Origin of the sequence: Vibrio sp. 2096 (assembly GCF_033339595.1) — a bacterium.
Lineage (GTDB): Bacteria > Pseudomonadota > Gammaproteobacteria > Enterobacterales > Vibrionaceae > Vibrio > Vibrio alginolyticus.
In genome coordinates, this window is sequence record NZ_JAWOUX010000008.1 from 121,145 (window position 1) to 145,543 (window position 24,399).

18 protein-coding genes are annotated in these 24,399 nt (G+C 44.1%); 6 read left to right on the forward strand and 12 right to left on the reverse strand.

The features are described from left to right. Window positions 1–122 precede the first annotated feature (122 nt). Both R7Q41_RS16065 and R7Q41_RS16070 read left to right on the forward strand, forming a co-directional pair. Window positions 123–2,309 carry a TonB-dependent receptor domain-containing protein gene (locus R7Q41_RS16065; RefSeq protein WP_318144578.1) on the forward strand — a complete coding sequence of 729 codons (2,187 nt, stop codon included), beginning with the start codon at window positions 123–125 and terminating at the stop codon, window positions 2,307–2,309. A gap of 118 nt (window positions 2,310–2,427) precedes the next feature. Next, window positions 2,428–2,868, forward strand: a complete 441-nt coding sequence (locus R7Q41_RS16070; protein WP_005381599.1) for a hypothetical protein — start codon at window positions 2,428–2,430, stop codon at window positions 2,866–2,868. A gap of 90 nt (window positions 2,869–2,958) precedes the next feature. Here R7Q41_RS16070 and R7Q41_RS16075 read toward each other — a convergent pair whose 3' ends face one another. Beyond that, a complete protein-coding gene (locus tag R7Q41_RS16075) occupies window positions 2,959–3,267 on the reverse strand; it encodes a DUF3622 domain-containing protein (protein ID WP_025998700.1) in 309 nt (102 codons plus the stop codon). Between the two features lie 295 nt (window positions 3,268–3,562). After that, a complete protein-coding gene (gene purL, locus R7Q41_RS16080) occupies window positions 3,563–7,456 on the reverse strand; it encodes a phosphoribosylformylglycinamidine synthase (RefSeq protein WP_318144579.1) in 3,894 nt (1,297 codons plus the stop codon). A 299-nt stretch (window positions 7,457–7,755) separates the two neighbouring features. Here purL and mltF point away from each other — a divergent pair, with 299 nt between their 5' ends. After that, window positions 7,756–9,333, forward strand: coding sequence for a membrane-bound lytic murein transglycosylase MltF (mltF, locus tag R7Q41_RS16085; protein WP_031777268.1), 1,578 nt, complete (start codon window positions 7,756–7,758; stop codon window positions 9,331–9,333). A 588-nt stretch (window positions 9,334–9,921) separates the two neighbouring features. Here mltF and tadA read toward each other — a convergent pair. The 6 genes from tadA to R7Q41_RS16115 form a co-directional block, all read right to left on the reverse strand. Beyond that, entirely contained in the window at window positions 9,922–10,470 is a 549-nt protein-coding gene (gene tadA, locus R7Q41_RS16090; protein ID WP_082240141.1) for a tRNA adenosine(34) deaminase TadA, read from the reverse strand. A gap of 212 nt (window positions 10,471–10,682) precedes the next feature. Then, entirely contained in the window at window positions 10,683–12,242 is a 1,560-nt protein-coding gene (locus tag R7Q41_RS16095) for an AbgT family transporter (RefSeq protein WP_017820592.1), read from the reverse strand. Window positions 12,243–12,530: 288 nt separating this feature from the next. Further along, window positions 12,531–12,941 carry a prepilin-type N-terminal cleavage/methylation domain-containing protein gene (locus R7Q41_RS16100; RefSeq protein ID WP_005381606.1) on the reverse strand — a complete coding sequence of 137 codons (411 nt, stop codon included), beginning with the start codon at window positions 12,939–12,941 and terminating at the stop codon, window positions 12,531–12,533. Beyond that, complete coding sequence (locus R7Q41_RS16105; protein ID WP_017820591.1) at window positions 12,931–14,184, reverse strand: hypothetical protein; 1,254 nt, start codon at window positions 14,182–14,184, stop codon at window positions 12,931–12,933. Before R7Q41_RS16105 ends, R7Q41_RS16100 begins: the two co-directional genes overlap by 11 nt. Continuing rightward, the gene (locus R7Q41_RS16110) at window positions 14,181–14,798 is read right to left on the reverse strand and encodes a PilW family protein (protein ID WP_017820590.1); all 618 of its coding nucleotides are present in this window, start codon (window positions 14,796–14,798) and stop codon (window positions 14,181–14,183) included. The genes R7Q41_RS16105 and R7Q41_RS16110 overlap by 4 nt, the downstream gene beginning before the upstream one ends. Continuing rightward, window positions 14,779–15,288 carry a GspH/FimT family pseudopilin gene (locus tag R7Q41_RS16115; protein ID WP_017820589.1) on the reverse strand — a complete coding sequence of 170 codons (510 nt, stop codon included), beginning with the start codon at window positions 15,286–15,288 and terminating at the stop codon, window positions 14,779–14,781. Before R7Q41_RS16115 ends, R7Q41_RS16110 begins: the two co-directional genes overlap by 20 nt. A gap of 103 nt (window positions 15,289–15,391) precedes the next feature. On the opposite strand from R7Q41_RS16115, the gene R7Q41_RS16120 reads away from it, so the two are divergent. Beyond that, entirely contained in the window at window positions 15,392–15,823 is a 432-nt protein-coding gene (locus R7Q41_RS16120) for a type IV pilin protein (RefSeq protein WP_017820588.1), read from the forward strand. Window positions 15,824–15,892: 69 nt separating this feature from the next. On the opposite strand, the gene dnaJ is transcribed toward R7Q41_RS16120, so the two are convergent. The 4 genes from dnaJ to grpE all read right to left on the reverse strand — a co-directional run bounded on the left by dnaJ (window position 15,893) and on the right by grpE (window position 21,795). Further along, window positions 15,893–17,041, reverse strand: coding sequence for a molecular chaperone DnaJ (dnaJ, locus tag R7Q41_RS16125; protein WP_005381620.1), 1,149 nt, complete (start codon window positions 17,039–17,041; stop codon window positions 15,893–15,895). Window positions 17,042–17,245: 204 nt separating this feature from the next. Beyond that, window positions 17,246–19,159 carry a molecular chaperone DnaK gene (gene dnaK / locus R7Q41_RS16130; RefSeq protein WP_005381623.1) on the reverse strand — a complete coding sequence of 638 codons (1,914 nt, stop codon included), beginning with the start codon at window positions 19,157–19,159 and terminating at the stop codon, window positions 17,246–17,248. Between the two features lie 347 nt (window positions 19,160–19,506). Further along, entirely contained in the window at window positions 19,507–20,781 is a 1,275-nt protein-coding gene (locus R7Q41_RS16135) for a dicarboxylate/amino acid:cation symporter (RefSeq protein ID WP_005381625.1), read from the reverse strand. Window positions 20,782–21,198: 417 nt separating this feature from the next. Continuing rightward, on the reverse strand, window positions 21,199–21,795 hold the full coding sequence (gene grpE, locus R7Q41_RS16140; RefSeq protein ID WP_021034134.1) for a nucleotide exchange factor GrpE: 597 nt from the start codon (window positions 21,793–21,795) through the stop codon (window positions 21,199–21,201). Between the two features lie 146 nt (window positions 21,796–21,941). On the opposite strand from grpE, the gene nadK reads away from it, so the two are divergent. Together nadK and R7Q41_RS16150 are read left to right on the forward strand one after the other, a co-directional pair. Then, window positions 21,942–22,826 (forward strand): NAD(+) kinase, encoded by an 885-nt coding sequence (gene nadK / locus R7Q41_RS16145; protein ID WP_005381631.1) that lies wholly within the window; start codon window positions 21,942–21,944, stop codon window positions 22,824–22,826. 265 nt (window positions 22,827–23,091) lie between these two features. Continuing rightward, on the forward strand, window positions 23,092–24,273 hold the full coding sequence (locus tag R7Q41_RS16150) for a DUF3103 domain-containing protein (protein WP_017820586.1): 1,182 nt from the start codon (window positions 23,092–23,094) through the stop codon (window positions 24,271–24,273). Window positions 24,274–24,399: the final 126 nt, after the last annotated feature.

Genomic DNA, 24,399 nt, shown 5'->3' on the forward strand with positions numbered 1-24,399 from the left:
ATGGATAAAAAACTTTACAATCCGTCGCAAAAACACATTTGATAATTAATCTCATTATCATTTATTAATCGTAATAATGTTCTTATAATCCCAGCTTCATAAAAACACTATAAATCATCAATATGAAACGATTAAAAAGTCATCCATTCAAAGTAAATCTCATTTCACTGGCTTTGCTCTTCCCTCTTTATTCATATGCCGAGACAGCGCCAAATGAAGAGCTTGAAGTCATAGGCGTTCGTTATGCCAAACCTATTACCATTGCTGAGCCTGCGCAAACCACCATTAATTGGTCAGAGATTGAAGAGCAACAGTACTCTAATTTTGCCTCAATGATCGATGCCGTTCCCGGTGCATCAATAGATGGTGGCGGTCGTTCTGGTGGCGAACGTATTAACATTCGTGGTTTTGATGATCCAAGCGATATCGCCGTCTTTGTCGATGGCGCTCCAATTGGCTTTCAACAATACCGCTACGGTACCTTCTTTTTTGATCCGTTCTTAATTGGCGAAGCAGAAATTATCAAGGGCGCGCACGACTATCGAGCACTCAACGGGAAGTTTGGTGGCTCCATTCGCATTAAAACCAAAAGTGTCGATGATCTCCTGTACGGCGAAAGAAACTTTGGTGCTCGCATCTCAAGTGCATACAACACCAACGGCGATGAGAACGCCTACACGCTAACACTCTATGGTAAAAACGATACTGGTTTTTATTTTCTAGCGAATGGCTCGGTAAAAGATTCTGATGACATTAAAGTCGGAGGTGGTGAAACGCTAGATTACTCAGGTTATGAGCAAGAAAACATGCTCGTAAAGGTCGGTTATGAAAATAACGATCACGAGTTTGAAATTAGCCATACTCGCTACAAAGATGAAGGTCGTAAACCTTGGGCTAACCGCCGCGGAAAAATGCCTAACATCACCGAATACAATATCAAGAAATACGGCTCATTAGAAAAAGCCCAATACGCTTACACCGTCGATAACAAATACACGGACAACACCACAACCATCTCTTACCACTACATGCCGACTAACCCGTATATTGATTTCAATATCAAAATGGCACGTTCCGAAAACGATCGTCATTGGGTTCGCCCTGACGTAGCATTCGAGAAAATGTTCGTTTCTGTTGGCAGTTACGGTCATGAGTCATGGCTGAGTTACGAGCGTGACTACGTTGATGTGTTTAACCAAGCGCAATTCGGAGACCACACTCTAGTCACTGGGCTTCAATATCAAAAAACCGATAGAGACTCGTTGGTATTCAACGCATCATACGACAGTAATGAAGCGAAAAACTACGGTTGGTACACCCCTTACTACGAACCATCTGGCACGCAGTCAATTTATGCCGCTTACATTGCTGATCACTATCAAGCAACAGACCGCCTAACAATCACACCTTCTCTGCGTTACGAATACATCAAGAGTGAAGGAAAAGGGAACGCAGCGCCGGATTATAATGATCCAGCTGCCGGACATAACTACGGTGAAACGACGCATAAAGGCTTTAGCCCACGTTTGGATATCGACTTTGATGCAAGCAATAATACGCGTTTAAACGCCTCCTACGCCTACGCTTTAAAAGCACCAACCGTTGATAACATCTACTCAGTGCAATATGCGCGAGCTACCGCTACGGCTACTGCTTTGAATCTGGACGTGTCTCGTATCCATGCTTATCAAGCAAGCGTTATCAACTTAACGGAAGGGCTGGTGAACTCTCTCGATAACCTCGCAACAGAGTTAACTATGTTCTATAACGATGTTAGCGACACAGTTGATATACGAACGGGCGAAAACCTCGACAAAAATACTACTGAGTTACAAAGCTGGAATACAAACCTAGATGGCTTTAAAAACTATGGCTTTGAGCTAATTTCACAATACCGGATTGAAGATTTCTACAGTAATTTCTCAGCAAGTTACATTCGCGGCAAAAACAAAGGTAGCCTATCTGACTCTACAGGTTCAGATGATGATCATCCTGATGTACCGCCATTAAACATTAATCTGGGTTTAGGTTACGAATGGATTCCCGGTTTACGTACGGGCTGGGAAGTCCGTTGGTATGATGCGCAAACCAAAACCAAGGCAAGCGGTAATAATTTAAAAGTGAAATCGCCAAGTGAGCAATACACGCTACAAAACGCTTACGTGGTTTGGGAAATACAACAAGTCGAAGGCTTGAGCGTTGGCGCGGTTGTGAAAAACTTAACCGATCGTTACTACGAAGCATACCTATCTAATGGCGTGCCTTCGCCTGGTCGCGAAGTCAAACTGCACCTCACTTATCAATACTAACCATACCTAAAAGATGCAGGGCAGACATTAACTGCCCTGTTATATCGTATCCAATGGCCATAATTGCACGCCGTTTTATTTATCAGTATTATCATTTCCTTTTGCTTGCATACACATTATGAACAATCTAAAAACACGGCTTCTTCTGATTTGCTTCTTCCCTGTAGGTAGCCTAGCGCAAGCTTCTGAGAACATTGCAGACTACTTACAAGAACAAAGCAAGCACCAAGTTTCAGAAGATTTTTACGCACAGCCAACAGCAAATAACCTGAATCTAGATGCAAAAACTAACTCTTTAACTTGGCACGAAGATGGTAAGCCGGATCACTGTCGTTACGCCAAGCAGCCCAAAGACGTCGCAACACATTTCGACTACGGTGAAGCAAACGATCTATCTGACGGCTTACAACACTTTGATTTACCGGAAAGACATTCTGCAAAGGTCAAATCGACACATCGCACTTATGCTAATAACCCTCACCTTCTTCCTGGCAATAAACAATTTGCAGCCCCTGAAGACGGCACGTTTAGCCTGTCCGTATCATCGGATTGTTTTTAGCCGATATAAATAAAAAATGCCCTGAGACAAAACTCAGGGCATTTTCACTATTTGTTTGATGGGTAACGTCACCATCTCACCGATTTAAACTTATTCTTCGTCAGTGTCTACTTCGGTTTCACGTGCTTTGCGGGCTTCTTCTTTACGAACTTTTGCCGCTAGTTGTTCTGCTTCACGCTCTTGACGTTGCGCTGCTTTACGCTCGTTACGAACCACTTGGTTTTGGATAAATCCAGCCAGTTCTTGTTCAGCCCAAGCTTGTGCTTTCTCTTCGCTGTCAAAGCCTGTTTCACGCTTTGATACTACAGTCTTACGAGATGTCACTTGGCGAGTGATTTCTGCGCTCCAGCCGTTACGTTTTTCAGTGACGCGGATAGCAAATTTTGGATTCTTAGACATTTCTTTCATTTCCTAAGGGATTTAGGGATCAATCAGGGATTCGGTCAACTTGATAACTCCATCTAAGCTGAGCTGTTTAACACCATCCCTTGGTAAGCGCGGTATTAGAGCATAAAAGTAATCTAAACGCTGCAAGTTTTTTACGCTAGATAATAGATGACAAAGAAGAGGCAGAACAAAGCAACGTTTCGCCAAGTCACTAGAAAGAGCGACGAAGAAAAAAGAGTGATAAGAAAAAAGAAAGCGCTGGTCTCTCAACCAACGCTTCACTTAAGCTAGATTAACTTTTGGTTAATTAACCGATATTCTTACGAGCATTTTGGAACATACGCATCCAAGCGCCATTTTCACCCCAACCTTCCGGAGCCCAAGAATTTGCAACTGTGCGGAATACGCGCTCTGGGTGAGGCATCATGATAGTTACGCGACCATCTGCTGTTGTTAAACCGGTAATCGCGTTTGGCGAACCATTCGGGTTGTTCGGGTATTGTTGTGTTGGGTTACCGAGGTTATCCACGTAACGAACCGCAACCGTACCTGATGCTTCAATCGCTGCTAGGTGCTCTGCATCACGTACTTCTACACGCCCTTCTCCGTGGGAAACCGCGATTGGCATACGCGAACCAACCATGCCGTCGAAGAATACAGAATCAGATTTCTGAACTTCAACTAGACTAAAGCGCGCTTCAAAACGCTCAGATTCGTTGCGCACAAAACGTGGCCACAAGTCTGCACCTGGGATCAGCTCTTTCAGGTTTGATAGCATCTGACAACCGTTACATACACCTAAAGAGAACGTCTCTTCACGGTTGAAGAAGGCTTGGAACTGTTCACGAGCTTGTGCGTTAAACAGGATAGACTTAGCCCAACCTTCACCCGCACCTAGTACGTCGCCGTAAGAGAAGCCACCACAAGCTACTAGGCCATGGTATTCATCCAGTACCGCTTGGCCTGTTAGGATATCGCTCATATGGATGTCGGTTGCTTCAAAACCAGCTCGGTCAAACGCTGCTGCCATTTCGACGTGGGAGTTAACGCCCTGCTCACGTAGAATTGCCATCTTAGGTTTAGCACCTTTCGCAATGTACGGTGCTGCTACGTCTTCATTTACGTCGAAGCTGAGCTTAACGTTTAGACCAGGGTCAGAGTTGTCTTTCTTAGCTTCGTGCTCTTGGTCTGCACACGCTGGGTTATCACGTAGACCTTGCATCTTATGCGTTGTTTCAGCCCAGATAACGCGTAGTTCGGTACGTGAACGTTCAAGTACAACTGCATCACCAGAAGTGATAACAAAGTCGTCTGAAGCTTCAACAGAACCAATCACATGTGAGCATGCCTCTAAGCCGTTTGCCGCCAGAGTAGATAGAACTGAATCTAGATCATCATTCTTAACTTGAACAACCGCACCTAGCTCTTCGTTAAATAGAACGGCTAGCGCATCATCACCCAGCTCTGCGATGTTCGCTTTTACGCCACAGTGACCCGCGAACGCCATCTCAGCCAGTGTAACAAAAAGACCGCCGTCGCCTTTATCGTGGTAAGCCACTAGCTTGTCATCACGTACTAACGCTTGCATTGCATCAAAGAAGCCTTTTAGCTGCTCTGCATTATCTACGTCAGCAGGTTTGTCACCCAGCTGTTTGTATACTTGTGCCAATGCTGTCGCACCTAAGCGGTTTTTGCCGTTACCCAAGTCAACAAGAACTAGAGAAGTCTTTCCTTTGTCAGTGCGTAGTTGTGGAGTCACGGTCTTACGTACGTCTTCCACACGACCAAATGCCGTGATAACTAACGACAGTGGAGAAGTGACTTCTTTGCTCTCGCCGTTTTCTTCCCACTTGGTTTTCATCGACATGGAGTCTTTACCAACTGGGATAGTCAAACCTAACGCAGGACACAATTCTTCACCAACCGCTTTCACTGCTTCGTAAAGACCCGCATCTTCACCTGGGTGACCCGCTGGAGACATCCAGTTCGCAGACAGTTTAATGTGTTTAATATCACCGATGTCTGTTGCCGCAATGTTCGTTAGTGACTCACCAACGGCTAGGCGAGCCGATGCTCCAAAGTCTAGTAATGCCACTGGCGTGCGCTCACCCATCGACATTGCTTCGCCATGGTAAGTGTCGTAGCTTGCCGCTGTTACTGCGCAGTTTGCTACTGGTACCTGCCAAGGACCAACCATTTGATCACGAGCAACCAGACCCGTTACTGTTCGGTCACCGATAGTAATTAGGAATGTTTTTTCTGCAACAGCAGGAAGACGAAGTACGCGATCCACCGCTTCATTAAGCTCAATACCATCACGAACAATGGCAGGGCTTTCCACTTTTAGTGTGGTTGCGTCACGGTGCATCTTCGGTGGCTTACCAAGCAGGATATCCATTGGCATATCGATTGGCGTATTGTCGAAGTGAGAATCTTCTAGCGTTAGATGACGCTCTTCTGTCGCCACACCCACCACTGCATACGGTGCGCGTTCACGCTTACAGATGGCGTCGAATGCTTCCATGTTTTCTGGCGCTACCGCTAGAACGTAACGTTCCTGTGATTCGTTACACCAGATTTCCAGTGGGCTCATGCCCGGCTCATCGTTTGGTACATAGCGTAATTGGAACTTACCGCCACGCTCACCGTCGTCGACAAGTTCAGGCAATGCGTTAGAGATACCGCCTGCACCCACATCGTGGATAAATGCGATTGGGTTATCGTCGCCTAACTGCCAACAACGGTCGATCACTTCCTGACAGCGACGTTCCATCTCTGGGTTTTCACGCTGTACCGAAGCGAAGTCCAGATCTTCTGCTGACTGACCAGATGCCATGGAAGATGCCGCACCACCACCAAGACCGATGTTCATTGCCGGACCACCAAGTACGATTAGGCTCGCACCTACAGGGATCTCTTTCTTCTGTACGTGTTCATCGCGGATGTTACCCATACCACCAGCAATCATGATTGGTTTGTGGTAACCACGAATTTCTTCACCCGCATGAGAAGTGACTTTTTCTTCGTAAGTACGGAAGTAACCCAATAGATTTGGACGACCAAATTCGTTGTTGAATGCCGCGCCGCCAAGAGGGCCTTCAAGCATGATGTCTAACGCATTCACAATACGACCCGGCTTGCCGAAGTCGGTTTCCCATGGCTGTTCAAAACCAGGAATACGTAAGTTAGAGGTTGTAAAGCCAACCAGACCCGCTTTTGGCTTACCGCCGATACCCGTCGCGCCTTCGTCACGGATTTCACCGCCTGAGCCAGTCGATGCGCCCGGCCATGGAGAGATTGCCGTTGGGTGGTTGTGCGTTTCTACCTTCATCAAGATGTGCGTATCTTCATGGTGGTACGTGTATTGACGAGATTTAGGGTCAGGGAAGAAACGCCCCGCTTTAGAACCTGTCATAACGGCTGCGTTGTCTTTGTATGCAGACAGTACATAGTCAGGTGTCGTTTCAAAAGTGTTTTTGATCATTTTGAACAAAGACTTAGGTTGATCTACCCCGTCGATAGTCCAATCTGCGTTAAAAATTTTGTGGCGACAATGCTCTGAGTTCGCCTGAGCAAACATCATCAATTCAATGTCGTTTGGGTTACGCCCAAGCTTAGTAAAGTTCTCGACCAAGTAATCAATTTCATCTTCTGCGAGTGCCAAGCCAAGGGAAACGTTTGCCTCTTCAAGCGCAAGACGACCGCCAGCTAAGATATCAACATGTGCGACAGGCTTAGGCTCTGCAACAGTAAATAATGCTGATGCGGCTTCAAATTCTGTGAATACTGTTTCCATCATACGGTCGTGAATTAACGCTTTAACAGCGTCAGCTTGAGCTTCTGATAGAACAACTGAAGATTCGACATAATAAGCCGTACCACGCTCTAGACGTTTCACTTTATCCAGACCACAGTTAACAGCGATATCGGTAGATTTAGAAGACCAAGGCGAGATAGTGCCAGGACGAGGCGTGACAAGAAGTAGAAGACCTTCAGGCTCATGCTCTTCGATGGTTGGGCCGTAAGTTAGTAACTTTTCAAGTTTTTCTAACTCTTGGTCATCAAGGTCTGACTTTAGATCGGCAAAGTGCATAAACTCGGCATAAATGCCAGTTACAGGCAGATCTTGTTCACGACAAAGTTCCAGTAGTTTATTAACACGAAACTCAGAAAGAGCTGGGGAGCCACGCAAAATTCTCATGTGCTTAGGTCTCTTATGCAATTGATTAAGGTGATATTGGAATAAATTCAGACACTTAAAATAAGCCCTGTCGAACCTATGCCGATTCCACCTCGTCATTGCGAGCGCATTATATAGTAATTGTTTTTGTGATGTAACACCAAAAGCAACCGTTTGCGTCATTTTTTTTGTCAAATTTGAATTACAACTAAAATGTCGATAAAACACACAATGTCACGTTATAAGTGTGTGATTCACTTTGCCCCATGAGCTCGCTTTGATATAAAGGCAAATAGAAATTTTCCAAGATGTACCTATTAATGCAAATAAGTCACTTCAACCGGCTCAAGCGCAGTGCTCTAATTTTAGTTTCTGTTCTTTTACTCTCTGCTTGCCAGATTGAGTCGGAGCCCAAAAGTGAATTTGAAAAAATTCAAGAACGTGGTGTGCTTCGTGTTGGCACGCTAAACAATCAGCTTTCCTACTACATAGGTCCCGATGGTCCCGCAGGGTTGGATTACGAATTGGCGCGTCAGTTTGCGGAGCAGCTCGGCGTCAAACTCGAGATTAAACCAGCCTTTCGCCAGGCTGAGCTTTTTCCTGCTCTTAAGAAAGGAGATATCGATATCATCGCTACGGGTTTAAATCAAACGTCACAAGCAGTCAAACGATTTAGACCAGGCCCTGCCTATTATTATGTAAGCCAACAAGTGGTATATAAAAAAGGGCAACTTCGACCACGTGATATCGAACAACTCATTGAATACCAAGCCTCGAAAGACGACGAGTCCGACGAAGATACAAATGCAGGCGCTCAAACATTAAAGATCGTTGAACAATCGCAATATGTTCCGACCCTAACAGCGTTAAAGAAGCAGTATCCAGAACTTCAGTTTGAAATTGTTGGTGATGCTGACACGAGAGACTTACTCAAATACGTATCGACGGGTGAGTTACGTTTTACTGTGACTGATTCGGTGGAACTTTCCCTTGCTCAACGCCTTTACCCCGATCTTGCGCTCGCGTTTGAACTTACAGAAGATCAACCAGTATCTTGGTTTACTCGACGCTCTGAAGACGAAAGTTTGTATGCGATGCTGATAGAGTTTTTCGGTAACATCAAACAATCAGGAGAACTGTCCACCCTCGAAGAAAAGTACATTGGTCATATTGAAGCATTTGACTACGTTGATACTCGCGCATTCATTCGAGCTCTGGATGACAAATTGCCTAAATGGGCACCTTTATTCCAAAAATACAGCGAAGAGTTCGACTGGCGCTTAATTGCAGCATTGGCTTATCAAGAGTCACATTGGAAACCAACAGCAAAATCGCCAACGGGTGTTAGGGGGATGATGATGCTTACTCTGCCAACAGCGAAAAGCGTCGGGGTAACAAACCGTTTAGACCCTGAGCAATCTGTTCGTGGTGGTGTCGAGTACTTACGTCGCATTGTAGGTCGCGTGCCTGATAGCATCAACGAGCATGAAAAAATATGGTTTGCGTTAGCTTCATACAATATTGGTTACGGCCACATGATGGACGCACGACGACTCACCAAAGCACAAGGTGGCGATCCGAACGCTTGGGCCGATGTAAAAGATAGGCTGCCTTTACTGCGTCAGAAGCGCTATTACAGCCAAACTCGCTATGGGTACGCCAGAGGCGATGAAGCGCGTAATTACGTAGAAAATATTCGACGTTACTACCAATCCATCATTGGTCATGTCAGCCAACAGCCAGCGATTGATGAGAATAGCGATGACTTGCAAGTGATTCCGCCGCTCAACCCCGACATTTTGATATCGGGCGCAGTAGAGACCGTCGTAGAACAAGTCTCTGGCGCTTCTGACGTCACGGTTGAAGAAGACACCGAACAAGAAAGCATTGAAGAATAAACCCGCGGTAAACTAAAAAATGACGAGCCTATGAAGCTCGTCATTTTTGTTGAGTCCTAACGAAAACTTATCTAGACTCCAATATTCTGAGTGACACCAACCACACTCAACCATTCCTTTGGTTGGTCGCCTTTTCTTCATCGTTAGTAAAACTGATTGCTTTGTAACAGATTACTTTACAACCACATGGTTTAGCTCACTTGATGAAGCGGCGCTTTCGGCTACACTCTGCCGAAATAACGTCACTCCTATTATTAAGCATCGTATTGAAATTGTTTGCTGGCTCTGTGCAATGCAGAAGTCAAATGAAGAACGTTTAAACCATACAATGTTTAGTGCGATTATCGAGCCTATTGCCAAGCATCGATGAGCCGCACTTTACTGGTAAAAGTCTTGTCTGCAGGAGGTTTTGAATATGAGAAGACGTAGAGTGCAGTCAAAGCGTTTAAATAACACAGTAGCTGCTATCCGACGTAAACGTAAACTGACATGTATGAAAAAGAAAGTAAGTTCACGTAATCGTGTTTTTGTACATTTAGTCAATCACTAGTGCGTCCAAGCAAACATCTACCACGTTGTAGGTGTTTGCTAGCCCTCACTACTCCTACTACCTTGTTCGCTCTCTCCATTTTCTAATGCTTTTTGTGCTTGCTTCTTCGCTTTAATTTCCTTTCGGCGGCGCTTAAAAAACGCTTGTAGCTGAGTACGGCACTCATCTTCTAGCAGCCCCTTTTCAATTAAGGCGTAATGGTAAGCGGCTTGACTTTCAAACAAATTAAGCACTGTTCCTGCTGCTCCAGCTTTTAAATCTGGCGCTCCAAAAACAACCCGCTTAACGCGGCTATGCAATAAGGCTCCGGCACACATTGGGCATGGCTCAAGTGTTACATATAACGTCGTATCCAGAAGGCGGTAATTTTCTAGCTTTTGGCCTGCTTTACGCAGCGTTTGGATCTCAGCATGTGCGGTAGCGTCATTAGTACCAATAGAGCGATTCCACCCCTCAGCGATAATTTCACCATCTTTGACAAGCACTGCGCCAACAGGTACTTCCCCCTCAGCTTCTGCTTGCTCAGCAAGCTCCATCGCTCTGCGCATAAACAATTCATCTTGAGGGGAAAACGGATGGTTAGACAAAGGAGGCTCCAAAGAAACAAAAAACGATTGAAGTCAGGAATTTTATCACCAACTTCGGTTTCACTACAGCAACACATCACGGGACAAAGTCTGCAACTCCAAAAAACTAGTTACAAGACCTATCGATGTTCGTTTTACGAGAACAAAAAAACGCAGATCGAAGACCTGCGCTTTTTGGCTGCCAATTAGCGGCTTTCACACCCTACACGTTTTTACATTGTGTAAGTGTAAGGAGCTTGAATGCCTAGCGGGATACCTACCATCCAATAAGCAACTAGGAAGATAGACCAACCGATCAGCATTGCGATCGAGAATGGCATCATTAGTGACGCAAGCGTACCGATACCAGCCGACTTCACATAACGCTGACAGTAAACCACAACAAGAGGGAAAAATACCATTAGAGGCGAAATGATGTTCGATACAGAGTCACCCACACGGTAAGCCGCCTGAGACAGCTCAGGCGAGATACCAACCGCCATTAGCATTGGCACTAGGATTGGACCAATTAAAGCCCATTTTGCCGATGCCGAACCAATAAGTAGGTTTACAGACGCGGTTAGAAGGATCATACCGATGATGGTCACTTCACCTGGTAGGTTCATCGCTTTTAAGCCTTCTGCGCCATACAACGCTAGCATCGTACCGATGTTTGACTGAGCAAATGCAGATAGGAACTGAGCACAGAAGAACGACATAACAATGTATGCGCCCATGGTTGACATAGTATCAGCCATCGCTTTGATAATGTCGTTGCTGGTCTTGAACGTTCCAGACACTTTACCGTAAACGTAACCAGGAATGATAAACAGAATAAAGATCAACGGCACGATAGACTTCATTATCGGTGCTGAGAAGGCAGTAATTTCACCTTCAGGCGAGCGAAGTGCTGATGTTTCTGGAATTAACGCTGCAACAAGTAAAGCAATACCCGCCATCATTGCCCAACCTGCATAACGGAATGCTTTTGATTCCAGTTCAGTAAATGAACCTAGGTTTGGCGCGGTTTCCGCATCATCATCAATTGGCATTTTTGATAAACGAGGCTCGATGATTTTCTCTGTCACGTACCAACCAATCCCCACAATAATGATAGAGGATAGGCCAGTGAAGAAGATGTTCGCTAATGGGTTAACCACATATTCAGGATCAAGAACCTGCGCCGCAGTTTGCGTAAAGCCAGCCAATAGCGGATCGATACCTGAAGGGATAAAGTTTGCAGAGAAGCCACCAGATACACCTGCAAATGCTGCCGCAATACCTGCTAAAGGGTGACGACCTGCCGCATGGAAGATAATACCGCCAAGAGGAATAACCAGAACATAGCCTGCATCTGCCGCAGTATGCGATACAATGGCAACCAAAATAAGCATTGGAGTAAGAAGCTTAGCTGGCGTGAAGTTCAGCATCTTCTTAAGACCCGTCGTAATAAAGCCCGAAGAATCTGCAACACCCACACCTAGCATTGCGACAAGTACGATACCCAGTGGCGCAAAGCCAGTAAACGTCGTCACCATGTTAGCAAGGAAACTTGCTAGCGCTTCGCCCGTAAGTAAGTTGGTGATACTAAGAGCTTCGCCCGTTCGAGGGTTTGGAAGATCGAATGATACATTCGACAAAAGTGCTGACGCCGCCCAAGTAATGATCAATGCCCAGAAGAACAAAATCGCAGGATCAGGAATTTTGTTACCTGTCCTCTCGATAAAGTTTAAAAAGCGCTCCATCCCGCTCGGCTTCGATGATGGTGCCTTATTTACAGCTTGGTTACTCATGGTAACTCCATAGTGAATGATGTTGGTGCCAAGGCCTATTTGAATAATTATAACGACCTACTATCCAACGAGTATTCTAGTAAACACTAATGGAGAAAGCACAAGGTTCTAGATTTTTTTTCATAATTGGAGACATATTTTGCAAAAACACCACTTCAATTAAACATAATAAAAACAGTAGCACATCAACTCAATTAACAGTTCAAAAACTATTTATTAACCGTGACAAATCCGGTATTAAACAGGAATTACACCCGCATTTGTCCCAGCCCATGTATGCAATTGAACTTAGTTTTCGAATTCACTGTATTGTGAGATCATCGTTTTAAGCTGCACTGATCGCGTCTCGCCAATTCTATCCTTCCAGCTAGAGGTAATGGTGATAGTTTTCAGTGTTCCTGAAACCGTGGCAGCTGGAACTTCCCACTCGACGACATAAGATCCAGTAACAGAAGAGCCTGTTGCAATAGAAGCAAAATTTGCAGGTGTGATGGTAGACATCGCCGCAGAAGCACCACGCGTCCGGAACCATTCGAGCTGGTTTTCTGCTAGACGAAGTGCTTCAATACTTTTTATGGCATATTCGGATTCGCGTTCTAAATACACGTTTAGCTTAGTTAAACCTAGTGCCCCAACACCTATAAGTAGAAAAGAAATTAGAACTTCAAGAAGGTTAAAACCTTTTTGTTTAGAGATCATTCCAGGAGCCTTTTTTCCATCTAGGAATTGCATGCGCATTCCTTGAATTGTCTATCACATCTTTATTGTATCTAAAGTCCAAAGAATCGAAGAAAACCGCTGCCTGATCTTCACTATCAAAATATTGACCACCAGATACCGTAAAAGAACCATGCTGATAATAAGAAGCTATTGTCCTGTATGAGTCTTCAACAACACTTGGCACATGATTTAGGTGAGCATTGGCTTCGAACCCAACCCAATCCGCTGTTGTCGGGGTATAATCATGATTGAAATGAAACAAGACCCCTTTAAACTTATTTGATGTAGCGCCGGAGCTCGGTGGTCCCATCACGGAGAAAAGACCATCATGAATGAGCACTGTTACGCCATTGGTCGATGATGTAGCATTCACTAAATCATTGTATTCCGATTGCTTGATTTCACAGCTCCCTTCCACCCATAAATGATGCTTCCCTGACTGAATTTCTGCTGTTAAAGCAGCACCACAATTAGGTATACCATCAGCCACTGAGCCCGTCATAACATGAAATACACCATTATCTCGGACATCGTTATGCTCTTCAGCCTTTACTCCAAAGAAGGATTCAAATGGCTTTAAATCTGTATCTTGAGTAAAATCATCACCAGCATCAACCCCGCCAACACTAGATGAGAGATGACGGTTTGCCGTCGTGTTTGCACAATCTTTATTTGTAGGGTTGTTAAAATCGGCATAGGGAGACTCTCCATGAATTACGCCTTTATTATCAACTGAAGAGGAGTAAAAGCGCTTTTTATACCTTAACGCAATACACTCCCACCCATCGCTGCTCAATTCCCCTGGGTCTGGAGTAGAGAACGTTGCACTAGAATGAAAATAAATGTCTGCACTAGACTGCATTGCACCATAACTCAAGTTACCTCCCAAAATAATCTCCTTACTAATGCTTGTAAATCCAACATTAGAAGTAACCAAATACCCATTGGAAGTACTCGTAAAACTCGGAATCGTCCAAAGCCCTGAGCCACAATCTGTTATTACGGCTGGTACAATATTATTAACTCTAAATTGCGCCCATGCACATTCAACACCTCCTTCCGCTAACCAATGTGCTTGTCGAGATTTTATTTCGTTTTGCGCAACTTTTATTTGAAAAAATACACCTTTGGATGATGCTAATGATGCAATTAAAGCAAGTAATAAAAGTATAGAAGTCACAAGCAAAGTGGTATAACCGGAATAGCTATATTTAGATGTCATTGCCAATTCCTTTGTTTGATAGAAAACTCCGCAACTTCACTAAAGGCTCCATCAATCGTTTTCAAACCTAACTTAACGCTCGTGACCGAACTTACATTTCCTCCATTAGTCACTGTTTCTGAACTAACGGTGAATTGGGTAACTTGGAAAATATCATCATCAAATAGAGAACGACAAAAATCTATACCATCAAAAGATAATATTTGTGTTTGAGACACAACACCTTTTTCACATATAAAAAACCGAGTATCTCTCTTCTCATACTTAATATTTCGATAGTCTTCATTGGCAGCTGAGTCCTCTTTAAAATACACAAGCCCTACAGAAGAGGCGCCGCTCAGCATTATGGTTCCTGTAGCTCCGGATAATTTGAGTGAACTACCGTTCCCACCATCATAACCTGCTCTTTGAATATCTTCTTTCATAACAGATAAAGTGATATTCAGACCTTGCAATAAATTTAGCCCTAAGCTTTTTTCCTTTGCTGTTTTTTGTAAACTCAAGAATATAGAGCCCACTACACTAAGGACAATTAACCCAATTAAAGAACTAATCATCAATTCGATTAAAGAGCTACCTATTTGATAGCGTTTGTTAGCACTGACGGTAATCATATAACTTAGCTCCAGAGTTACTACAAATTTTTATCCTTCCGGGAGGGTTGGAGAGCTTTGCTTGTAGTTTTATGTTTTGAGCATTAGTTGGGAAAAACTCTATATTTCCTCCTTGGGGTCGTCCACGGACCTCATCGAAGCTTATTTTTTGATTCTCGTAGCTGTGCTTCAAAGATAATTCAGAGTAGGCAGAGCCGGAAAGGCTTAAAATTACGCCCCCAGAGCCGCTAGACGAGTTAGTTAACTGTAGAGACCATGCACCTTGACTGACAACGACGTTTTTAGCCATAGAGAAATGAATATATAATTTTTGATTTCTCATTACCGCCTCGGACTTACTTTGGCTTAGAAAACCAGCTAATTCAGTTGCTAATCGCTGCATTTGCACAGTTTGTGAAACACGGCTAAAGCTTGGAGCTGCAAACGCCAATATAATACTCAGTACAGCAACAGTAATAAGAAGCTCCAACAACGTAAACCCGCGAGGCATTTCCCAAATTCCTATGTAAACGGCAAAAGGGCCGTAATTCATCTTGCACAGATGCTATCACCTGCCAAAAATAGGCGGAAAAGTGAAAAGGAAACTACTCGTGATGATTCGAATTTCTCGTTGTAACGGCTACAAAAAAGGATTGAGAGGGATGACATTGATCGAATTACTGGTAGCTGTAGTGATTGTCGGGATCATTGCTGCAGTCGCATACCCCTCTTACACTAATCATGTAATCAAGTCTCATAGGACGGTTGCCTTGAGCGATCTTAGTCGAATTCAGCTAGAGCTAGAGACATCTTATGATGGTGGGTACGACTGGAGTCATATTCTCTCTGGAGGCACATGCACTCTATGTGACTCAGACACAAATAGATTTTCTTTCGATATTGCGAGCTCTGCAAGTACGGCCTATACCATTACAGCAACAGCAAAATCGGCTCTGGGACAAGACGACGACGAGTGCTTGACTGGTTCTAAAACGATTACTTTAACGTCAACAAATGTCGAAGAACCAAGTGATTGCTGGAATTAGGAAGAACACCGAGATGCAAAAAGGCCTGCATTTTAGCAGGCCTTTGTATTTGTGCTTTTCACTAACGTCTTAGCTGGTTAAATCATCAAAGAACTTTTTCACACCGTTGAAAAAGCCTTCTGATTTAGGCTTGTGCTTTGTCGCCGCTTCACCACCACAAGACTCTTCAAACTCTTTGAGCAGTTCTTTTTGGCGTGAGCTTAGGTTTACTGGTGTTTCAACAACCAACTTAACAATAAGATCACCAACACCGCCACCGCGAACGCCTTTCACACCTTTACCACGCATACGGAACATACGACCTGTTTGCGTTTCTGAAGGCACTTTTAGGCTTACGCGACCATCTAGGGTTGGTACTTCAACTTCACCACCTAGAGCTGCCATCGCAAAGCTTACTGGCACTTCACAGTATAGGTTGTTGCCATCACGCTCGAAGATATGGTGCTCTTTCACGTGCACTTGTACATACAAGTCACCCGCTGGTGCTCCCATTTCTCCCGCTTCACCTTCGCCAGATAGACGAATACGGTCGCCAGTATCAACACCTGCTGGGATCTTAACGTTAAGTGTTTTTGTTTTCTGCTTACGACCTTGACCATGACACTCATTACAAGGGTCTTTAATGATTTTACCTTTGCCGTGACAGGTAGGACAGGTTTGTTGCACTGCGAAGAAGCCCTGGCGCATCTGTACTTGACCATGACCATGACAGGTACCACATGTTTCAGCAGATGAACCTTTCTTCGCGCCACTACCATCACAGGTATCACAGTGTACTAGTGTCGGTACTTCGATCTCTTTCGTTACACCACGAACCGCTTCTTCTAGCGTCAATTCCATGTTGTAACGTAGGTCAGCACCTCGCTGGGCACGGTGGCCACCACCGCCACGACGACCACCACCAAAGATGTCACCGAATACATCGCCAAAGATGTCGCCGAAATCAGCACCGCCGCCGCCAAAGCCGCCGCCACCGAAACCACCGCCGCCTTGTTCAAAAGCTGCATGACCGTATTGGTCGTACGCCGCTTTCTTTTGAGGGTCGGTCAGAACTTCGTACGCTTCTTTTACTTCTTTAAACTTGTCCGCCGCAGAATCATCACCCTGGTTTCGGTCTGGGTGGAATTTCATCGCTAGACGCTTATACGCCTTTTTGATATCGCGCTCTGAGGCATCACGGCTTACGCCTAATACTTCGTAAAAATCACGTTTTGACATGTTCTTCGTCACCAGTTAATTACTACAAACGGCATCGATTCACCGCTTGGTGTTTGTATCGTTCTAGGTAAGTGCACTTGTCTGCAACATACTTAACTAGAAAGACAGCGTTTACAAACAGACGGGCGTAAGAGTTGCCCCAAACGCCCGCACACGAAGTCTTATCGACCCCAGATGGCTATGCAGCCATCTGGTTAAGAAATATTATTTCTTGTCGTCTTTAACTTCTTCGAACTCAGCATCTACAACGTCGTCTTCTTTAGACTGTGCACCTGCGTCAGCACCTTGTGCTTGCTGCGCTTGAGCTTGTTGTTGAGCGATTTCCATCAGCTTTTGAGAAGCAGTCATTAGTGCTTGAACTTTAGCATCGATAGCTTCTTTGTCTTCGCCTTTACGTGCTGTTTCTAGCTCAGAAATTGCTGCTTCAATCTTCTCTTTCTCTTCTGCAGGTAGCGCTTCACCAGCTTCTTCTACTTGCTTACGAGTACCGTGAATCATTTGGTCAGCTTGGTTACGTGCAGTCGCTAGCTCTTCGAACTTCTTGTCCGCTTCTTTGTTAGCTTCTGCTTCTTGAACCATTTTCTCGATGTCTTCATCGCTTAGACCGCCAGAAGCTTGAATAGTGATCTTCTGCTCTTTACCAGTCTGCTTGTCTTTCGCAGACACGTGTAGGATACCATCCGCATCAAGGTCAAACGTAACCTCGATTTGTGGCATACCACGTGGTGCAGGCTGGATGCCTTCTAGGTTAAATTGGCCTAGAGACTTGTTGTACATCGCTTGCTTACGCTCACCTTGTAGAACGTGGATAGTTACCGCGCTCTGGTTGTCTTCCGCTGTAGAGAAAACTTGGTTCGCTTTAGTTGGGATAGTTGTGTTCTTCTCAACTAACTTAGTCATCACGCCACCCATTGTCTCGATACCTAGAGACAGTGGAGTTACGTCTAGTAGTAGTACGTCTTTAACGTCACCAGCAAGTACACCACCTTGAACTGCAGCACCCATTGCTACTGCTTCGTCAGGGTTTACGTCACGGCGCGCTTCTTTACCAAAGAACTCAGCAACTTTCGCTTGAACCATTGGCATACGAGTCTGACCACCAACTAGGATTACGTCAGTGATGTCGTTTACTGATAGGTCAGCGTCAGCTAGAGCTACTTTTAATGGCTCAAGAGAGCGTTGTACTAGGTCTTCAACTAGAGATTCTAGTTTTGCACGAGTCACTTTAATGTTCATGTGCTTAGGACCAGTTGCATCTGCAGTAACGTAAGGTAGGTTTACGTCTGTTTGAGAAGTAGAAGAAAGCTCGATTTTCGCTTTCTCTGCTGCTTCTTTAACACGCTGCATTGCTAGTGGGTCGTTTTTAAGGTTGATGCCTTGCTCTTTGTTGAACTCATCAACCAAGTAGTTGATTAGACGGTTATCAAAGTCTTCACCACCTAGGTGAGTATCACCGTTAGTTGCTAGAACTTCGAATGTTTTCTCGCCTTCAACTTCATCGATTTCGATGATTGAAATATCGAATGTACCACCACCAAGGTCGTATACCGCGATAGTGCGATCGCCGCCTTTCTTATCAAGACCGTAAGCTAGCGCAGCTGCTGTTGGTTCGTTGATGATACGTTTAACTTCTAGACCTGCGATACGGCCAGCATCTTTTGTCGCTTGACGCTGAGCATCGTTAAAGTAAGCAGGTACTGTGATAACTGCGCCAGTTACTTCCTCACCAAGGAAGTCTTCAGCAGTTTTCTTCATTTTCTTAAGAACTTCAGCAGAAACCTGAGGAGCTGCCATTTTTTGGCCTTTCGCTTCTACCCAAGCATCACCGTTGTCAGCCTTAACGATTTTGTAAGGCATGATTTCGATGTCACGCTGAACTTCTTCGTCTTCAAAACGACGACCGATTAGACGCTTAATTGCAAATAGCGTGTTTTCTGGGTTAGTTACTGCTTGACGTTTCGCTGGTTGACCTACTAGCGTCTCACCGTCAGTGTAAGCAATAACCGATGCAGTAGTACGTTCGCCCTCTGCGTTTTCAATTACACGTGGTTTGTCGCCGTCTAATACAGCAACACATGAGTTAGTAGTACCTAAGTCAATACCAATGATTTTACCCATCTGGCTATCTCCGAATAAATTCTATTTTCGTTTGGTTATAACCCCAATGTGGGGGGAGGAGAATCGGGTTTCAACCCTTGCTCACAAACAAAAATAATCAATGTTTGCTTCTCTATGCCACATAGATAAGGGCGGCAAAATGCTTTTCAAGGGCAGAATTAAAAAAAAGCGTCTTTTTTCGAAATTTATGTGTTTCTTTCTGATTAGTTGGGAACTCGTCACACTGCTGTAGCGCAACAAAACGTCATTTCCCAGATAAATTTATTTATGTCCGACTCTTCCTAAATAAAAAACGAGCTCATAAGAGCTCGCTTCAATATTAGGGTTAAAATAAATGATTCAAGGTATTAGGCGTTCGCTTGAGCAGGCTCAGCATCAACACCTTCTTCTTTACCTATCTCACCTTCTGTTTTTGCAACAATGGTGTTCACTGCCGTGTCGCCGACAACGTTAGATGATGTACAGAACATATCATTAATACGGTCGACCGCTGCAATGATTGCTAAACCTTCAGGTGGTAAACCCAGTTGGTGAAGCAAAACGCCTACCATTACCACGCCGCCCCCAGGAACGCCGCCAGCACCAATAGATAACAGAAGAATAGTTAAGCCAAGTGTGAAGATGTCTGCGGTGTTAATTGGCTGGCCAAAAGCGTTCGCAACAAACATCGTTGCTAGAGCAATATAGATAGACACACCAGACATATTCATCGTTGCGCCCAGTGGTACACCGAAGCCAGCAACCGATTTAGAGACCTGAAGCTTTTCTGTCAGTGTGCGCATCGTTACCGGGATAGTCGCGTTTGAGCTCGCGGTAGATAGAGAAAAAAGAATCTGCTCACGAGTTGCACGTAGGAAAGTCTTTGGAGAAGTTCCTGTCGCAATACTCACTGCCATTGGGTAGAAGAAGAAGATCCAAAACACCAACATCGCAACCACCAAAGCCACGTAACCGGCAACGGACATTAATGTATTGGCGTTTAGCGTTGCACCTAGTTGAATCATTAGTGCGAACACACCATATGGTGCAAGACTCATCACTAATCCAACCAATTTCATCATGATTTCATTTGCCATTTTGAATGTGCGAATAGCTGGGCCACCACGAGAATCCAAAGCTTGAATTGCAAGCCCCGTCAAAATTGCCATAAAGATGATTTGCAGCATGTCGCCGCTAGCAAACGCTTGTACAGGATTGCTAGGAACAATGTTAACAACTAAAGAGAAAATGTCCGGCGTCTCTGTCGTTGTCAGCTGTACAGCCTCAGATACCGTTCCTGCTAGATTAGCGCCCGCTCCTGGCTGGAAGATCAAGCCGACAGTCAAAGCCGCCGTAATCGCAATGATGGTGTTAAGAATGTAAAGGGTAAAAGTTTTTCCACCAAGACGACCAAATGCACTGATATCTTTCAAGTCAACAATGCCGCATACGATTGAAACGTAAACTAAAGGAACAACAAGCAATTTGATCAGTGAGACGAACATGCCGCCAACACCTTCTGCTGCTCCAAGTAGGTATGTATCAAAAATCGCAATACCGCTAAATAAGTACTGAATTGCTGTCCCCAGCACAAGGCCGGCAAACAAGCCTATAAAAATCTTACTAGAAAGCGATTTATCCATTATAAATCTCCGATATGCTGTGTTTACTATTTACATTTTTGTAGTTATATATGCTTACTTTTAAAGCATTAGTCGCAAATCATACACACCGAAGTTACAAAATAAAGTGATAATTTACATTTTTGTTAACGAAATTGTTTTAGAAAAAATGACTATATTTACATTCCTATGCAGAACAAACATTCACACAGCGAATGATTACAATCACTTATAGCCCTTTCCGTTAATAAACACGCAGCGAGATGAGAGAAAATCTCCTATAGGAAAATAATTAACCAATAGGAAAAAATATGAAGGGGATCAAATTTTCATTTATCGATATACAACGAAGTTCGATGCAGTCATTTATGTTTAAAACAAAAAAGCGCCCATCAAAAATGATGGGCGCTTTTATATTTAAAAAACAGGGAGTTAAAGTTACTTAGCAACCATTACCATTGCCGGACGAATCACACGACCGTTTAGTTCGTAACCTTTTTGCATAACAAACATAACAGTGTTTGATTCATGATCAGGGCTCTCCTGAATCGACATCGCTTGATGGAACTCTGGATTGAATGCTTCACCTTCAGGGTTGATTGCTTTCAAGCCAAATTTCGCGACAACGTCTACAAACGTTTTATGGGTTAGTTCAACGCCTTCTAGGAACGGCTTCACAGTTTCATTCTCTGTATCTGCCGCTTGAATTGCACGCTCTAGGTTATCAATAACAGGAAGCAGCTCTTCTGCAAACTTGTTCAACGCAAACTTACGTGCTTTATCGATCTCTTGCTCAGTGCGACGACGCATGTTTTCTACTTCAGCTTTAGAACGCAACACCGCATCTTGTTGCTCTTTTACTTTTGCCTCGCTAGACAATAGTGCCGCTTCTAGTTGAGCAATCTTAGCGTCTGTCTCATCACCAAGCTCTTCAAGCTCAGCTTCAACTTCTTGTGCTTCAGCTTCTACTTTTTCAGCCTCTTCGATGATTTGATCAAGCTCTTCTTCTGTAACTTTGTTTTCTTCGTTGCTCATGATATCTCCAGAATTCAACATAATGCCCTTAAAGCCATGCGCGTTTTTGCGGGCTTTAACCACATAAAAATTCGCATATTTAGGTGACTTGCCATTATTATGGGGATGAAGATTCCTGATTCAAGCCTCTTTAATGCGGAAATGCTATGAAAAATCCATGTAACGTGATCGCGATTATCGGAAAACCAAGAGATCAACAAGCAATTCAAACTCATAAAGAGTTGTACCAATGGTTGACCTCTGAGGGCTATAAAGTATTCATTGACGATCGCCTTGCCGCAATACTGGATGATATCCCACAGAGTCAGTTTGCTAGCTTAGTTGAACTAGGAAAAAATGCCGATCTAGCCATTGTGGTTGGTGGCGATGGCAACATGCTAGGTGCAGCAAGAATTTTATCCCGATTTGATGTACCAGTTATAGGCGTGAACCGCGGAAATTTGGGCTTCTTAACTGACTTGAACCCAGACGACTTCCAAGCGTCTCTGCAAGCGGTACTCGACGGTGAGTACATTGAAGAGGAGCGTTTTCTTTTAGAGGCGGAAGTACACCGCCACGGACAAATAAAGAGCCATAACGCTGCGCTAAACGAAGCCGTACTTCACCCAGGGCAAATTGCTCATATGATTGAATTTGAAGTGTATATTGATGAAAGCTTCGCCTTCTCTTTACGGGCCGACGGTTTGATTGTCTCCACTCCGACTGGCTCGACGGCATATTCACTTTCTGGCGGCGGCCCAATTCTTTCTCCTAGCTTGAATGCCATTTCACTCGTGCCAATGTTCCCTCATACATTGTCGAGTCGACCTTTGGTGGTTGATGGAAAACGTCGAATTAAATTGGTGGTATCACCAGAAAACCGTGGAACACAAGAAGTTAGCTGTGATGGACAAGTCTCACTTCCAGTTACCCCTGGCGACGAAATTCACATCTATCAAAGTCCAAATGTACTAAAGCTCATCCATCCAAAAGACTACAGCTACTATCACGTCTTACGGAATAAGCTTGGCTGGTCTAGTAAATTGTTCTAACACTTGTTACTCAGGGTAATAACTTCAATAAAAAAGCCAGCAGCTCAATTGCTACTGGCTTTTGGCTTTCTTAGACAAGAAATAGACACAAAGTAGTGAGGCGACACGATATTTGTCATCATTAAAGAGAAGCTTATAAATTTTGATCCTGTGGGCAAACTTTACACAAAAGATAGAAAAGCAAATTCAATGATCTATGTCCGGTGATATTCTCACCATGAATAGAGTATTAACTCTATTTCATACAATCAATAAAGGACATATTATGAAGAAAACCATCATTCTGTCTGTTCTCAGTACATTAGCACTTATTGGCTGCCAATCAGAGGAAACGCAAGTCAACAGTGTGTCCAACGCAAAAGCGGAAGATATCACTAAGACGAAACGGGCCCTAGCTCAACAATTGAGTGAGAATTATGCTGCCATTGAACCCATGCTGAGAAGAGATATTACTCCGCAACAGACTAACGTTTCTGTATCAGCATTTGTTAAGCAAAACCCTAACTCAGAGTTCAGCCGCCAGCTTGTACAAGCTGACACTCAAATTCGTAGCTGGAAAGGTATTTCTGAATACTCAGATCAGTTGTTAGAAGTTCGCTTGGCAAATGAAGCCATGATAACAGCATGGCAAAGTGGCGAGGTCGAGCCATTATTTGCATTTGAACCAAGTGGTGATGATGAGAATTGGCAATACATCGAAGCATTTGATGTTTATGGCAACATCCATCAACTCGATGTTTACCAGCTCCCTGAGGTACCTGTGCTTGTCGTTGATAACAATAGCTCTGCAGAGCTAAAAGCAGGCTTGCAAGCTATGCAAGCTGAGATGAAAAAACTCGGTCAACCAGCTTTAGTTCAACCATATATTGCTGATGAACAACGCCAAAATACACCGCTATTGTCAAATAGCGAAGCGGCTCCAATTCAAACCACGCAGTTGAAAAAGATCCGTCTAGCCGATGACAAAGAACCTTGGATCTCTGGCAAGGCAGAAATCTACGCTATCGTAACGGGCGTCAATCCAAGTCGTGATGAACCTACTCTCGATTTGGTGGAGCTTCCATACTTAGACTACGATAACCAAGATTACTATCCGAATCAGATCATTATTCACTGGTCTCGTTACCGCTGGGGTGCGGCAGACATTGTGCTCATGGAGCAAGATGACGGCACAGACTATAAACAATTGGCAAAACTCCTTGTTCAAGTTGCCGAAGAAGTATTGAAAGCGATTCCAGATCCAGAAGTTCAGGCTTACGCGATTATTCCGCAAATCACGAACAAGATCATCGACACTATCCCCGATGGTGTACTCACGAATGATGATGACTTCGTCGACGTTTACTACACTCTAATGCAAGATACTTCATACGTAGATCACCCAGGTGCAGGTGTGAATGCAGTCGTCACACTAGAACCACTAACGATTAACCCAACTCGTCCGTAACCTGTTCAATTTTAATGAGTCGTTGTAATCACATCGGCTCATTTTTCCCACTTCATCACAAAAAAACAGCCTACAAAGAAAATTTTCCTTACCTGACTTTACTGTATAAAGAAACAGTATATACTG

Excerpts from the sequence above, each read along its gene's own strand:
- R7Q41_RS16065 (WP_318144578.1), top strand. The coding sequence starts at position 123 with ATGAAACGATTAAAAAGTCATCCATTCAAAGTAAATCTCATTTCACTG.
- R7Q41_RS16070 (WP_005381599.1), top strand. The coding sequence starts at position 2,428 with ATGAACAATCTAAAAACACGGCTTCTTCTGATTTGCTTCTTCCCTGTA.
- R7Q41_RS16075 (WP_025998700.1), bottom strand. The coding sequence starts at position 3,267 with ATGTCTAAGAATCCAAAATTTGCTATCCGCGTCACTGAAAAACGTAAC.
- purL (WP_318144579.1), bottom strand. The coding sequence starts at position 7,456 with ATGAGAATTTTGCGTGGCTCCCCAGCTCTTTCTGAGTTTCGTGTTAAT.
- mltF (WP_031777268.1), top strand. The coding sequence starts at position 7,756 with ATGCAAATAAGTCACTTCAACCGGCTCAAGCGCAGTGCTCTAATTTTA.
- R7Q41_RS16095 (WP_017820592.1), bottom strand. The coding sequence starts at position 12,242 with ATGAGTAACCAAGCTGTAAATAAGGCACCATCATCGAAGCCGAGCGGG.
- R7Q41_RS16100 (WP_005381606.1), bottom strand. The coding sequence starts at position 12,941 with ATGATCTCTAAACAAAAAGGTTTTAACCTTCTTGAAGTTCTAATTTCT.
- R7Q41_RS16105 (WP_017820591.1), bottom strand. The coding sequence starts at position 14,184 with ATGACATCTAAATATAGCTATTCCGGTTATACCACTTTGCTTGTGACT.
- R7Q41_RS16110 (WP_017820590.1), bottom strand. The coding sequence starts at position 14,798 with ATGATTACCGTCAGTGCTAACAAACGCTATCAAATAGGTAGCTCTTTA.
- R7Q41_RS16115 (WP_017820589.1), bottom strand. The coding sequence starts at position 15,288 with ATGCCTCGCGGGTTTACGTTGTTGGAGCTTCTTATTACTGTTGCTGTA.
- R7Q41_RS16120 (WP_017820588.1), top strand. The coding sequence starts at position 15,392 with ATGATTCGAATTTCTCGTTGTAACGGCTACAAAAAAGGATTGAGAGGG.
- dnaJ (WP_005381620.1), bottom strand. The coding sequence starts at position 17,041 with ATGTCAAAACGTGATTTTTACGAAGTATTAGGCGTAAGCCGTGATGCC.
- dnaK (WP_005381623.1), bottom strand. The coding sequence starts at position 19,159 with ATGGGTAAAATCATTGGTATTGACTTAGGTACTACTAACTCATGTGTT.
- R7Q41_RS16135 (WP_005381625.1), bottom strand. The coding sequence starts at position 20,781 with ATGGATAAATCGCTTTCTAGTAAGATTTTTATAGGCTTGTTTGCCGGC.
- grpE (WP_021034134.1), bottom strand. The coding sequence starts at position 21,795 with ATGAGCAACGAAGAAAACAAAGTTACAGAAGAAGAGCTTGATCAAATC.
- nadK (WP_005381631.1), top strand. The coding sequence starts at position 21,942 with ATGAAAAATCCATGTAACGTGATCGCGATTATCGGAAAACCAAGAGAT.
- R7Q41_RS16150 (WP_017820586.1), top strand. The coding sequence starts at position 23,092 with ATGAAGAAAACCATCATTCTGTCTGTTCTCAGTACATTAGCACTTATT.